Source organism: Candidatus Tisiphia endosymbiont of Beris chalybata (assembly GCF_964026555.1).
GTDB lineage: Bacteria > Pseudomonadota > Alphaproteobacteria > Rickettsiales > Rickettsiaceae > Tisiphia.
The window spans coordinates 1,534,509-1,548,292 of sequence record NZ_OZ032159.1; the positions used below are offsets into that span (position 1 = coordinate 1,534,509).

The 13,784-nt window shown below is 34.2% G+C and carries 11 protein-coding genes; 3 read left to right on the plus strand and 8 right to left on the minus strand.

What is annotated here, in order from left to right; translation table 11 throughout:
- Positions 1–397 precede the first annotated feature (397 nt).
- From topA to AAGD44_RS07390, 4 genes are all read right to left on the minus strand, one after another.
- Positions 398–2,776: a type I DNA topoisomerase gene (gene topA / locus AAGD44_RS07375; protein WP_341764020.1), complete on the minus strand. Its 2,379-nt coding sequence runs from the start codon at positions 2,774–2,776 to the stop codon at positions 398–400.
- A 1-nt stretch (position 2,777) separates the two neighbouring features.
- Positions 2,778–3,941, minus strand: a complete 1,164-nt coding sequence (gene dprA / locus AAGD44_RS07380; protein WP_341764021.1) for a DNA-processing protein DprA — start codon at positions 3,939–3,941, stop codon at positions 2,778–2,780.
- A 567-nt stretch (positions 3,942–4,508) separates the two neighbouring features.
- Positions 4,509–5,111, minus strand: coding sequence for a peroxiredoxin (locus AAGD44_RS07385; RefSeq protein ID WP_341764022.1), 603 nt, complete (start codon positions 5,109–5,111; stop codon positions 4,509–4,511).
- A 121-nt stretch (positions 5,112–5,232) separates the two neighbouring features.
- Positions 5,233–7,002, minus strand: a complete 1,770-nt coding sequence (locus AAGD44_RS07390; RefSeq protein WP_341764023.1) for an ABC transporter ATP-binding protein — start codon at positions 7,000–7,002, stop codon at positions 5,233–5,235.
- Positions 7,003–7,396: 394 nt separating this feature from the next.
- Between AAGD44_RS07390 and AAGD44_RS07395 the strand changes: the two genes are divergently transcribed.
- Together AAGD44_RS07395 and AAGD44_RS07400 are read left to right on the plus strand one after the other, a co-directional pair.
- On the plus strand, positions 7,397–7,648 hold the full coding sequence (locus tag AAGD44_RS07395) for a DUF2671 domain-containing protein (RefSeq protein ID WP_341764024.1): 252 nt from the start codon (positions 7,397–7,399) through the stop codon (positions 7,646–7,648).
- Positions 7,649–7,819: 171 nt separating this feature from the next.
- On the plus strand, positions 7,820–8,623 hold the full coding sequence (locus AAGD44_RS07400; protein WP_341764025.1) for a glycosyltransferase family 2 protein: 804 nt from the start codon (positions 7,820–7,822) through the stop codon (positions 8,621–8,623).
- A 155-nt stretch (positions 8,624–8,778) separates the two neighbouring features.
- Here AAGD44_RS07400 and AAGD44_RS07405 read toward each other — a convergent pair whose 3' ends face one another.
- Positions 8,779–9,516, minus strand: a complete 738-nt coding sequence (locus AAGD44_RS07405) for a lysophospholipid acyltransferase family protein (protein WP_341764026.1) — start codon at positions 9,514–9,516, stop codon at positions 8,779–8,781.
- A 214-nt stretch (positions 9,517–9,730) separates the two neighbouring features.
- Between AAGD44_RS07405 and trpS the strand changes: the two genes are divergently transcribed.
- Positions 9,731–10,723, plus strand: coding sequence for a tryptophan--tRNA ligase (gene trpS / locus AAGD44_RS07410; protein ID WP_341764027.1), 993 nt, complete (start codon positions 9,731–9,733; stop codon positions 10,721–10,723).
- Positions 10,724–10,826: 103 nt separating this feature from the next.
- Here trpS and AAGD44_RS07415 read toward each other — a convergent pair whose 3' ends face one another.
- The 3 genes from AAGD44_RS07415 to AAGD44_RS07425 all read right to left on the minus strand — a co-directional run bounded on the left by AAGD44_RS07415 (position 10,827) and on the right by AAGD44_RS07425 (position 13,726).
- The gene (locus AAGD44_RS07415) at positions 10,827–10,964 is read right to left on the minus strand and encodes a hypothetical protein (RefSeq protein ID WP_341764028.1); all 138 of its coding nucleotides are present in this window, start codon (positions 10,962–10,964) and stop codon (positions 10,827–10,829) included.
- Between the two features lie 616 nt (positions 10,965–11,580).
- Positions 11,581–11,751 (minus strand): hypothetical protein, encoded by a 171-nt coding sequence (locus tag AAGD44_RS07420; protein ID WP_341764029.1) that lies wholly within the window; start codon positions 11,749–11,751, stop codon positions 11,581–11,583.
- Between the two features lie 166 nt (positions 11,752–11,917).
- Positions 11,918–13,726 (minus strand): ABC transporter ATP-binding protein, encoded by a 1,809-nt coding sequence (locus tag AAGD44_RS07425; protein WP_341764030.1) that lies wholly within the window; start codon positions 13,724–13,726, stop codon positions 11,918–11,920.
- Between the last annotated feature and the right edge of the window lie 58 nt (positions 13,727–13,784).

The following is a 13,784-nucleotide window of genomic DNA, read 5'->3' on the forward strand; positions in this document are numbered from 1 at the left end:
TATGGGGTTAATTCCCAAAATTTTAAAGATTTTAGCTAAATTATTTACTAGTCTTCCCAAATTTACAGGGAATTCTGTAGCAGAAAATATCTTTTTTTCAAATTTGCTAAGATTTTCTAAAATGATTTACAAAGCATTTCCATAAGATTTTTGATCTATTTTAACATTTTCTTATGGATTTTCTCTATGTTTTTTCTCTTTAAAGCTATTACCTATTATGGTTCCACACTTTTGACGGGTCGACTAAATACTCTTGTACGCATCTTAATGGTCTATGCTATATGCAGCTCGGCTCGGCTTCATTTTTCCTAAAAACCCCAAGTACTTTTTTGACTTACGTAGGAAGTCTATTGCTATTTCCTGCACAGAACTTAAAAAGCCGGCAGACACAAGAAGCCTATTTTCGTCTAGTAGCTTTTTTTCTGGTAACCGGAGCGATGCCTTTTTCTTGTTTGTGCTTTAATTTATTATTATTAGCTTCAATTATTTCCATTATCATCTCGAGGGTAAGGGCAAAAGGATTGTAGCGTTTAGGGATGGAAATAAATCTATCAAGATATTTTAAATAAGGTCCAAATCGTCCAATACCCAATATGATCTCATTATTACTGCCAGGATATTCACATAACTTTATGGGTAAATCCATAAGCCGTAATGCCATATCTAGAGTAATGTCCTGGTGCAGCATCCCCGCGGGTACTGGAGCTCTTTTCGGTTTCTCTGTCTTGGACACTTGTTCGCCAAATTGCACATAAAATCCATAAGGGCCTTTTTTTAGGAAAACACTTAAACCGTCTTTATTCACTCCCAATAGCTTATTATCTTCCGCTATTTGATCCCCATTGTCTGCTCTAGCTGTAGCAGAGGTAATTTGCTTTTTAAAATTACACTCAGGATAATTACTGCAAGCTAAAAATGCGCCAAATTTACCAAGTTTCAAGCCTAATTTGCCGGTAGAACAAGATAAACAATTTCGGGCAGGATTATCGGCTTTATTTTCACCAAATAAATGATAATCCAATGCTTCTTCAACATAGATAATTATGTCGGTTATTTTCTTTTCCTTGACTGATTCTACATTATTATTAAAATCACCCCAAAAATTTTCTAGTAAAGATTTCCATGCTATTTTTCCTCCTGCTACTTCGTCTAGATCATTTTCAAGTTCTGCAGTAAAATCATATTCCACATATTTTTTAAAGAAGCCAGTTAAAAATACTGTTACTAAGCGCCCTAATTCTTCCGGAATAAAACGTTTTTTTTGGACAACTACATATTTTCTTTCTTGCAATACTGAGATGATAGTGGCATAAGTGGAAGGACGGCCGATTCCTAATTCTTCAAGCTTTTTGACCAAACTAGATTCTGAATATCTAGGCGGTGGCTCAGTGAAATGTTGCTTCGGATTAATAGATTCTATAGTTAATTTTTCTCCTTCCTGTAATGGTGGTAGAAGCTTGTTCTCCTCGTCAAGCTCATCATCTAATCCTTCTCGATAAATTTTATAAAAGCCATCAAAGGCGATAATTGAACCAGTGGCTTTCGCTAGAAACTCTTTATTTTCAGTCTCGATTTGTGCTACTACTAAGTCCATCACTACATTTTCCATTTGGCAGGCGACTGTCCTTTTCCAAATTAAATCATAAAGCCTATAATAATCATTATCTAGTTTACTTTTTAAGCTTTCAGGAGTTAAATTAATATCTGTAGGTCTTATTGCTTCGTGAGCTTCCTGCGCATTTTTAGCTCGAGATTTATAAACTCTAGGGCTTTGGGGGAGATATTTATCCCCAAAATTCTTATGGATTAATGCCCGAACTTGATCCACCGCTTCGCTTGCTAAAGTTATCCCATCTGTCCTCATATAAGTTATAAGTCCTATAGTATCTGTCCCAATATCTAATCCCTCATAAAGCTTTTGGGCGATTTGCATAGTTTTCTTAGCGGTAAAGCCTAGTTTCCTGGCAGCTTCCTGTTGTAAGGAAGAAGTAATAAAAGGGGGCTGAGGTTGCCGCTTTTGTTGCTTTTTTTCTAAAACTGCAACATGAAAATCTTTATTTTTAATTTTTGCGACTAAATCATGGGCCGAAGATTTAGCTGCAATAGTAAATTTTTCTAATTTTTGTCCGTTAACATGAGTTAGCTTTGCTAAAAATACTTCTTTATTTTTATTAAGGACATTCAAGATAATGTCCCAATATTCCTGCGTTTTAAATCGTTCAATCTCATCTTCCCGTTCGCAGATCAACTTCAAGGCTACAGATTGTACTCTACCTGCAGACTTGCAACCAGGTAATTTCCGCCATAATAGAGGGGATAAAGTGAATCCTACTAAATAATCTAATGCTCTTCTAGCTTGCTGTGCATTAACTAAATTAATATCTATATCTCTAGGATTCTCTAGGGCTTGTAAGATAGATTTTTTAGTGATTTCGTTAAAAGCTATCCTTTTAAAAAATCCTTTTGATGTCCCTAAATTTTGTTCCTTGATTATTTCAGCAACATGCCATGAAATAGATTCGCCTTCTCGATCCGGGTCGGTTGCTAAATAAACTGCTTCTGCCTTGGCTGCTTCTTTCGTTATTACCTCGACATATTTCTTAGCCTTATCTGAAATGATATATTTCATCTCAAAATTTTGGCTAGGCAGTACTGAACCATTTTTAGAAGGTAAATCCCTAATATGCCCTACAGAAGCAATAACGTGAAAATCCTCACCTAAATACTTATTTATCGTTTTGGCCTTTGAAGGCGATTCTACTATTACTAATTTCATGTTAATTATAAATTAAAGCAATTTTATTACCTGGATATCTAATAACTTTTTCCGCTAACTCTAATTCTAATATTATCATATATATAATTTGTAGAGATAGCTGTGTTTCATTATGTAAACAATCAAAATCTATTGGGGTGGCAGATAAAAGATCTTGAACTTTTATTCGCATATCGTTAGTTATTAAATTATTATATTTTATATCCAGCGTTTTAAATGGGCTAGTGACTGCCGAATCTTGTGCGATATCTTTGGCTTTGCTGATCACATTGACAAAGGAGGGTAGGTTATTGATTATATCTTGTACCGATTCCACTATATGTGCCCCTTCCTTAATAAGTTTATTAGTACCTTGGCATCTAGGGTCTAAAGGGAACCCTGGCACCGCAAATACTTCTCTATTTTGCTGTAAAGCAAATTTCGAGGTTATTAAAGAACCGGACTTTAAACTTGCTTCTATTACTAAGGTACCAAGGGACAAACCAGAAATTAACCTATTACGTTGGGGAAAATGTTGAGCTAATGGCTTTGAGCCTATAGGTAATTCTGCAATGATCAAGCCATTATGTTCAATTTGTTCAAATAGTTTCATATTTTCTAGTGGATAGATATGGTCAATTCCTCCTGCTATTACCCCTATTGTTTTGGTAGTATCAACTTGATGCACCGCCGTATCAATCCCTCGTGCCAACCCAGAAATCGTTATATAACCTAATTCTATTAAACTTGAAGTAAGTTTAGCAGCAAAGGCTCTGCCATTTGCTGAGGCGTTTCTTGCTCCAACAATTGCTAAGCAGCTTTCATGCGATAATAACTCAATATTTCCTTTATAACTTAATATAGGAGGAGGATCAAAAATTTCTGCCAGTAGTTTTGAATAGGTTGAAGATTTATAGGTAATAAGTTGAGCATTATTTTTTGCTAATAATTCCAACTCTTTAATCGCGTCATTTTGTGAAAATACTCTTACGGGCTTAGGCCTTCCCCCTCGTAAAGAAAATTCTTGTATATTTTCTATAGCTACGCTTGCATTACCAAATACCTCCATTAATCCCCAAAAGGTTCTAGGCCCAACATTTTCACTTCTGATTAATCGTAAAATATCAATTGTTTCTTTTGAGCAAGAATGCTGTAGCTGGTTATTTAAAAATAGGTCTTTCAGCACTCATCCTCTTTAATTATAGTATCTCAATTCTATAGGAGGTATACTGCTCGTCTTTCAAAAATTGTTTTTTTATTTTATCATGGACTCACGTGCTCACGTACGCTGCGCGCGCTCGCCATTTAAAATAAAATCCAATTCTTGAAGTACGAGCAGTATATATACCATAGAAGCTTTAAGAAGTAGCATTTGTGTTTAGAAATTCTAAGCTGCTCACGTACGTCTATGTAAGTTCTAGCAGCTAGCTTTTTATTGCTTCTAAAACTCCTGCTACAAATCCTGAAGGGCTCCTTTAACTTATGCAGGAGGTCTATTATTTACTTCTCCTATTTCCACAGGGAATTCCATTTTGGAAAATAGGAAGAACAATATAAGGCGTGCAAAAGATTTAAATTAGCATTCGTCTTTGGTTCATACCTGTTATTTATTATTTGTCTTATGATAAACTAGAAGGTTTATTTCAATCTACCCTTTAAGTCTTACTCAGAACTTGAAAAGAATTTTAGCCATTTTTACGTTTTTATTTTGTAATATACTAAGTTTTACTGCTTGGCTTTAAACTGTATATTGTTATAATTTTTCTGCATTAGAAGCTAAATAATGCGCTATCCCTTTATGAGAAGGGTTGATGCCCTCATCACCTTTATTCCAGCCAGCAGGACATACTTCTCCATGCTTGGTATTATATTCTATCGCATCTATTAGTCTTAATACTTCATCCACATTTCGTCCAATTGGTAAATCATTGACTGATAAATGCCGGACTATAAATTTTTCGTCTATGATAAAAGTGCCCCGTAACGATATTCCTTCCTCATGCAGTATATTATAATGCTCTGTGGCAGTTTTATTGATATCAGACACCATAGGAAATTGTATATCACCAACCCCTCCCTTATTATAAGGGGTATTCTTCCAAGCTAGATGAGAAAAATGAGAATCTACACTTATTGCAATTAATTTAGTATTTCTCTCAGTAAATTCACTTAGCCTATTATTAAAGGCTATAATTTCTGAAGGACATACAAAAGTAAAATCAAGTGGATAGAAAAATAAGACAACTTTATGATCGCTCGCATAGTTTTTAAAGTTAAATTCAGATTCTATACTATTATCAGGCATAATAGCTTTAGCTGTAAAATCTGGGGCAGCTTTCCCCACAAACACTTGCATGTTAAATTCCTGTTAATTGAAGTGATTAAAAAAATATTCCTTATGATATATAAAATAATATTACATTACAATATAAAAATCATCAATTTTTTCAACTATAAGATGAAAATTTAATTTTATTTTATACTATTAACCCTTTTACTTGCGAGTTCCATAATTTTTTATATAATTTACTATTCTTTAATAATTCCGTATGTGATCCTTCCTCTACAATATTACCTTCTTCAAACACCAAGATTCTATCCATATTTAATAAAGTAGAGAGCCTATGGGCTATTACTATTACCGTTTTATTTTGCATTAAATATCTTAATGAAGCATCAATCAACTCTTCAGTTTTACTATCTAAACTACTGGTGGCCTCGTCAAGAATTAAAATGGGTGCATTTTTTAATATAGCTCTAGCTATTATTATTCTTTGTCTTTGCCCACCTGATAGGTTATTACCTCTTTCTCCACATAAACTATTATAACCCTCTGGTAAACTATTGATGAATTCATGTATATGTGCTGCTTTTGCCGTTTCAATGACCTCCTCTAACGTGGCTTCTTTTTTGCCATATCGTATATTTTCGAGTATTGTTCTATGAAACAAAATAGCTTCTTGGGGGATTACACTAATATTTTCTCTTAACGAATCTTGCGTTACATTTCTAATATTTTGCCCATCGATTAATATCTCACCTTTGCTAATGTCATGTAGCCTAATAATAAGATTGACAAAGGTAGATTTTCCTGAGCCAGAAAAGCCCACCAATCCGAGCTTTTGTTTACTGCCGATTTTAATAGACTTATCTTGAAATAAATTATTATTGTGGTAATAATTGAAGGTAACATTATTAAATATTATTTCCCCTGCAGAAACTTTTAAAGTTTTAGCGTGTTCTATATCTGTCAGTATATAAGGGCTCATTAAGGACATACTTTGATTGAACGAGCCAAGTTCTTCAAACATATCCCCTACTTCTTGGGTAAGATCCCAAACCTCGGTACTAACAGCGGTACAAAGGGTTAAAATTAATACACAATCTCCTATAGTGATTAGCGATTGACTACGCAGTTCTGCTAAGTAATAAATAATCATAAAAATCATGACGCAACAAGATGTTCCAAGCACTATACGTAATTTGAACATAAAAAATTGCATAATTTGTTCACTATCTACTGAATCACTTATTCTTACTTCTAAATTTTGGCGTTCAAATTTATGAGAGGTAAACATACGAACGGCACTAATATTTGCGATTGCATCAACGATGCTACCTGCAACTACTGCTCGAGTACGCGCATAATTTCCTGAATATTTATTAATTATGTCAGAATAAAAGATGCTAATACCTACAAAAAAACTAATCCATATCAGAAAGATAGTGGCAAATACTTGATTTACTAAATACATAGTAACGAACGCAAATATAATGATAGATGTTTTATAGAGAATTTTTTCGCCCACTAAAGATAATACCATCTCAAAAGCTCTAGCGGCTTCAGTAATGCGATTAGTAATGTGCCCGGCTAGGTTTTCTTGAAAAAATTTATGATGATGATATTGGGTGTAATTATACATTTCATCTAAAATTTGTCCTTTAATATAGGGCATTGTCTTGAGATAAAGATAATCATAGGCTCGCCATATGATAGTGATCCCCATCCACCAAATAGCATATATTAGCGCCCAAAATCTCATTAAAGAGGGTAGATTATTTCCTTTTTTGTCAGAAAAGGTTTCTATTAAATTGATAATTTTTTGTAATAATACGCTATCAATAGTCGGAACTATCCCTAAGGCTATACATAAGAAAGCTAAAGTAATTACCTGAATTTTTTTTTTCCTTAAAAAATAAAGAAACGGTCCTCTTGTAGTCTTTAAAAAACCATACCTTTCTAGCACAATAGTTACTCCACTGCAAAAGCTGATTAATTTTTATAGACTTCTTGCATAAGTCGATCTAGGGAAGAGAGAGGGGGGCTAGTGGATGATTTTTTTGTCAAAACGTGGCCCTTCCGCTCCTCATATATAACCTTGCTCATTGTGGGGCTCGGCTTCGTTTTTCCTAAAAACCCCGAGCGCTTTTGCGACTTATGTAGGAAGTCTTATGATTAAATTCTCAAATTACCTATAATTGAAATAGAATCAACCACTTACCCTTAATCGTTTTAAATTATAGAAGGGGCTATTACAACAAATAACATACGTAAAATTAATAAAATAACAAACAAAACTTGCTAGCTTATTCTAAAAATGTTATAAGATAAGTAAAAGACTATCTTTAAAAGCGAATAGAATGGAAGACAAAAATACTCCTATTGCTACTACTGAAAAATACCAAAATCAAAATTCAATAATTTCTGATTATCCTTTTTCTGACGTTAAATATATCTGTCAAGCCGCAACCTTAATTACTGAAGCTACGCAACAAGGATTTGATGTTGCCCAATTACCAAATGGAGATATAACGGTTACAGAAATCAAGGTAGTAAATGTTAATTATATTTGGCATTCTGTGAAACAAAAGTTTGTTAAAGTAAACACCTAATGTTTTTATCTTACCCCTGGGCAAGTTCTTAGATTCTCACGTTATTTATATTTACGCTGCGTTCTTTAACTTGAATTCTGCTGGCTTTGTCTGAAGCTGGCTTTCGTCTAGCCAATACCCACAGGCGAGAGCATGATACTTAATGTCGAACTCAGATTTACTTAAATATTTATGATCAAACTATCAGCGTTTATTATTACTAAGAATGAGGCTAGCAGAATAGCTAAAGCTATCAATAGCCTGAAGTCAATAGTAGAAGAAATTATTATTATTGATAGCGGCAGTACTGACGAAACTATACAAATTGCTGAAACATTGGGAGCTCAAGTAGTTTTTAATGAATGGCAGGGATATGTCAAACAAAAAGCTTTTGGCGAAAATTTATGTCAAAATAACTGGATAATAAATATTGATGCTGATGAAGAACTGTCGCAAGAGCTGCAAGATGAAATAGAATTTATATTCGCTTCCAATATGCAAGATAATTATTTTGCATATCAAACTAAAATTATGATCTTACACCGCAAGGATAATACTGTCTCATATTTTGCTCCTTATAATAAATGTATAAGGTTATATAATCGCAAATATGGTAGCTTTGCTAATAATACCACTAGCGCTACTACTCATGACTCAGTATTATTAAACAGCAATATTGATACTACCGGTAAAATATATAATTTAAATGGAATAATTTATCATAGGTCTGGGGTATCAATTGAACAGTTAATAACGAAAGCAAATTTCTACTCCTCTGAACAAGCAAAGGACCTTTTAAAACTCGGCCGAGCACCCTCTAAAATAAGGATTGCTACAGAATTAATTTTCTATTTTTTAAAAACATTTTTTATCAGACGGTACTTTGTATTTGGTTTCGATGGCTTTGTTGATTCTATAATATTGGCTTTTGCCCGTTTCGTAAGGTTAGCTAAAGCTAGAGAATTAATAAATGAGCAAAAGAGCCAGAATAAATAAATTAGACCTTTTGTCACCAGCTCGCATTGAGTAGGGGAATTACTTCTTTCGAAACTCGCATCGCGCAGGGAATTTGAACGAGACTGTTCGCCCCAAACCGCAACGCATACCTGGGTATTCTACCCTCTTGAACTTCAAAATTTCTTTCACAAACCTTACGGTAAAGTTTGCTCAAATAATAACTGTTTTTCTTTATTAATCATTTGTTCCATCTTCTCGGTCAGCTCTCGTGCATCGGTCCTAGCGATTTCTTCAATAGGAATCACATCAATAATTTTCACTTGAATAGTACCAGGTTTTTTAATCCAAAAACCTTTAGGCCAATAGGCACCTGCATTGTGAGCCATCATGACTATAGGAACTTTTACTAATGTAGCTAATTTAGCAGCGCTGGGTTTAAATTTGACCGTTTTTTCTGGCGTAACTCGGGTAGATTCCGGAAAGATGATCAACCATAATCCGCTTTGCAGCTTTTGTTGTCCTTCCTTTAAAATTTGTCCTACTGAAATATTAGAATTACGGTCTACAGCAATTGGTTTAACCATTCGTAGCCCCCAACCAAATAAGGGAATCTTAAATAATTCTTTTTTTAATACCCAGGAGTGCTTCGGGATAATTAATTGCATATATACCTGCTCCCAAAAGGATTGGTGATTAGCTACTAATATGGAAGGTCCAGAGGGTAATTTTTCTAAACCAGAAACTTGATATCTTAAACTACAGCAAATTCTGGCAAGCCAGATAAAGGCATAAGAAAAAATAACTCCAATTTTATATCGGATATTATAATTAATCTTACAAAACGTTACAGGCACATAACATATAATAAAAAATATACTAGTAAAAATAGCAAGTAATGCATAAAACATTAATATTCTTAATCGCCAAAACATACTTAATCTATTATATTTATTAAAAATTTCCTTCGCAGAACTTAGATCCCAAGAGTATACTGCTCGTAACTGAAGAGTTGGTATACGAAGTTCACCGAGTATATATCTTTATTCTTATATCAAATGTGGTTATAATATATAGCATAAAATTTTCTCTAACCAAATTATAATTTAATCTCTTTATGCGCAGCAATACAAATTCAGGAGAAATTGCATGAAAAAAATCGCCGTATCAGGTTCTCAAGTGACCGGTAGCTTACATTTAGGAAATTATTTAGGGGCAGTTAGTAATTGGCTAAAAGTACAAGATGAATATGATTGCCTCTTCTTTTTAGCGGATATGCATTCTATAACTATAGATAGGTCACCTATAGAACTAAATACCTCGATCCTACAAACTGCTGCTATGTATATAGCTACCGGTCTTAGCCCCGAAAAGACAATTATATTTGCCCAAAGTATGGTTAAAGAACATGCCGAGCTTGCTTGGATATTAAACTGCGTGACTCCCATAGGATGGCTTAAACGTATGACTCAATTTAAAGTGAAGACCGGAGGTGATCAGGAAAATGCAGGCTTAGGGTTATTTTCTTATCCAGTGTTAATGGCAGCTGATATATTATTATATAATCCCGATATAGTCCCGGTGGGAGAAGATCAAAAACAACATTTAGAACTTACCAGAGATATTACAGTGGTAATTAATAGAAAATTTAATCAGGAAATATTTAAATTACCTGAAGCGGTAATTCAAAGCTCACACGCAAGAATAATGAGCTTAAAAGATGGGCGGAAAAAAATGAGTAAATCTGATCCATCAGATCTATCGAGGATTAATTTAAGTGATAGCGCTGATCAAATTGTGCAGAAGATTAAAAAAGCTAAAACAGATAATTTAACCGAAATTAGCTATGATAGTGCAAGCAGGCCAGAAATTAGTAATTTAATCGATATGTACTCCAGCTTCACAGGTCACTCTATTGATACAATAGTATTAGAGTATAGTAATAGTGGTTTTGCTAAATTTAAACAGGATTTAACGGAGGTGCTTATCGTTACTCTCGCACCTATTAGGGATAAATATGTAGAATTAATGAGCAATCAGGATTATTTAATAAATGTTCTAAGGCATGGAGCAGAACAAGCTAGGATTCCAGCTAATAAAACTCTTACTAAGATCAAAAAGTTGTTTGGGTTTATAATATAGAGAAGCCAGATTTGAGATATACTGCTCGTAACTGAAGAGTGGGTAGACGATAGAATCAACTTCAAGAAGAGCTAGGAGTGTCAAAGTCGAGAAGCGCAGCGTACTATAGTACGTGAGCAGCGCAGATCTTTAGGGCATGACGACGCCAATTCTTGAAGTTGACCGAGTATATATAGTCAATTGATGAGAAGTTGGTGACATCGTCACTCAATGCTTGCCTATTATATATAGGCGCTACCATCGCTCCTAGCACCAAATTCTCCTGAATTGACTATACTGCTCACTTTGCCGAATTGTTTTGTAAGTAGACCTGGCACAAAACAAGCTTCTGGTAGCGGTTTTACGTGCAACCCGGAGCCCAAAACCGCAGCGCACTTAGGGTGCAGCTGGGGGCTTGAGCTTAGATCCGACGTGCAAATTACCCGCTCGATACGATTTTGAAAGAGGTTCAATGAGGATTCTTAAGATTAAGAGAGTATATACTCTTCGCCTTTCAAGAGTTGTTTTTTCATTTGATCAAAGTTTCGCGTGCTCACGTACTTAGTTGTACGCTCCGCGCGCTCACCCCTGGCAAATAAAATGATGGCTCTTGAAATCCATTGCGTATACTCGCTCAATTTCCAGAAGCACTAGGTGTGTCAACATACCCTAAGACTGCAGCATATATACACGTATAGGGGACACCCGCAAAGCCTTAGGCACGCGACAACACTATAAATTCTTGAAATTGTTAGAGCATATTACTATAAGGTTTATATGCCTAATAATATCTCTACTGTCATATGCCTATTGGCTCACAACAAAATTAAAGCGCTTGAAATTCAAGGATTATTCAATTACTGCTTGAAGGGCAAAATTTACTTCTTGAGCTCTTTAGTCACAACTGGCTTTACTTGATCCAGTTGTTCTTCTGGTACTACTATTGCTTCAGCATTCTTATTATCTTCTTTGGGCTCTACCTGTGGTTCGACAGCAAAAGCGGATAGTGAGAAAGCGAAAGTCAAAATAGCTACTAATAAATTTTTCATAATAAACCTCATTTTTATGTTAGGCCATTATAACTTGCGTTATACGATATTCAAGGCAAATAAGTGAGATAGTAGTTTTTATTATAGAATATTTAGGGAATATAATAAGTTTTGTGTTATTTTGTGACATAATATCAACTTATTAGGAAGAGGTAGAGTGAATAGTTCAAGCTATCTGTTGTTCTTTACACAAAATTTGATAAATATCACAATTTTTTAGTAATTTTTGATGAGTATCTCTTGCCACTAATGCGCCCTGGTCAATAACTAATATCTCATCTGCCTGCTCTATACTAGAAATTCGATGGGCTATAGATAATATAGTTTTTCCTTTCATAAATTCTCGTAATTTATTAAACAATCTTTGTTCATTTTCGCTGTCTAATGCACTCATCCCTTCATCTAAAAGTAAAATTTCAGGGTGGTGAAGAATAGCTCTACTAATAGCTATTTTTTGTTTTTGTCCCCCTGACAACCTTACTCCTTTTTCGCCAATTTGAGTATCCAATCCGTGGTTAAAATTTTTAGCAAAATCCATTATGCCACTAATATCAGCAGCGGTAATTATTTCTTGTTCTGTAGCATCAGGTTTTACAAAAGCTATATTTGATCTAAGGGTTCCAGAAAAAATACTAGGCTCCTGGGGGATATAGCCAATTAATTGTCTAATTTGCTGGGTGCTAGTTTTTGCTATATCTTGCCCCATAATTTTAATTGCTCCATTGGCAAGAGAATAAAATTTCAATAATAATTGCATAATTGTACTTTTGCCGGACCCCGTTCTGCCCACTATCCCGATAAATTGGCCTTGAGGGATACTAAAAGATAAATCCTTAAAGATTAACGAATCCGCTCTGGAAGGGTAGACAAAACTGACATTCTCAAACTCAATATCCACCAAATTATTTTTGCTGTTATTATTAGAGCTTTTTCCCAGTTCGCCTCGAGCTGGTGGTTGGTACAATGGGCTTCTCTCCCTACTAGATGCGAGCTGGGGAAGAAGTCTATGGTCTTGATCCTGGTTGTAATCGATAAGAGCGAAAATCCGTTCTGAGGCAGCTATAGAAGAATGTGTTTCACTTAAAAGATCGAAAATTCCTCCACTGCTTAGCCCGGCGACAATAGCATAGTAAATAAAAGATACCATTTGACCGGCGGTTAAATTTCCCTGCAATATATCTCTACTGCCTACCCAGATTACTATAGTTATAGAAAATAATATCCCTGAAATAGTTAGCGCAAAAAAAATAGATCGTATTTTAAATCGACTAGCGGCATATTCTAAATAATTAGTAATTTGTTTATTAAAGTGTAAAGCTTTATTAGGTTGTTGATTAAAAGCTTGGATAACCGTAATATTTGTAATACTTTCTTCTAAGTTCGAGGTAATATCTGCTTGTAATTGGAGTACTTTTTTTGATAAATTTCTTACATACTGACCGAATTGTATTAGTGGAAATAATAATATGGGTATAGTAAATACTACTAGAAAGGCAAGTTTAGGGCTTTGCCAAAACATTAAAATAATGCCTCCAATTAACATTAAGGAATTACGAATAAAAAAAGATAGAAAGTTAATAATAAGCTTAGAAAGCAATTCTATATCTGTAGTTAAGCGCGAAATAATGTCGCCTATTTTTAATTCTTCAAAAGCAGTAATGGGTAAGTTAATTATATTATTATAAGCTTCTTTCTTAATTTGATTTACTACTTTTTCTGCTACTTTATTTATAAAATAAGAACGAAAAAAACTGCTTATCCCAAAGATCACTATTAATATAATAATAAATAATATGGAGCGGTCAATTGATTGCAAGTAATTCTGTTGTAAACCATTATCAACTAATTGCTTAAAGCTACTACCTAATGCTAATAAAGAAATCGACACCCATACTAACGCTAGCATAACAATTGTTAAATCTAGTCTATAATGTCTTAGGTATTGAAGTAGCCTATAAATAATAGAATTGGACATAATAAATAACATGTCTTGTACATTAGACTTCTTGCATAATTCGTATCGTACTAGTAAT

Excerpts from the sequence above, each read along its gene's own strand:
- trpS (WP_341764027.1), top strand. The coding sequence starts at position 9,731 with ATGAAAAAAATCGCCGTATCAGGTTCTCAAGTGACCGGTAGCTTACAT.
- AAGD44_RS07420 (WP_341764029.1), bottom strand. The coding sequence starts at position 11,751 with ATGAAAAATTTATTAGTAGCTATTTTGACTTTCGCTTTCTCACTATCC.
- AAGD44_RS07415 (WP_341764028.1), bottom strand. The coding sequence starts at position 10,964 with ATGGTAGCGCCTATATATAATAGGCAAGCATTGAGTGACGATGTCACC.
- AAGD44_RS07405 (WP_341764026.1), bottom strand. The coding sequence starts at position 9,516 with ATGTTTTGGCGATTAAGAATATTAATGTTTTATGCATTACTTGCTATT.
- AAGD44_RS07400 (WP_341764025.1), top strand. The coding sequence starts at position 7,820 with ATGATCAAACTATCAGCGTTTATTATTACTAAGAATGAGGCTAGCAGA.
- AAGD44_RS07385 (WP_341764022.1), bottom strand. The coding sequence starts at position 5,111 with ATGCAAGTGTTTGTGGGGAAAGCTGCCCCAGATTTTACAGCTAAAGCT.
- topA (WP_341764020.1), bottom strand. The coding sequence starts at position 2,776 with ATGAAATTAGTAATAGTAGAATCGCCTTCAAAGGCCAAAACGATAAAT.
- AAGD44_RS07425 (WP_341764030.1), bottom strand. The coding sequence starts at position 13,726 with ATGTCCAATTCTATTATTTATAGGCTACTTCAATACCTAAGACATTAT.
- AAGD44_RS07395 (WP_341764024.1), top strand. The coding sequence starts at position 7,397 with ATGGAAGACAAAAATACTCCTATTGCTACTACTGAAAAATACCAAAAT.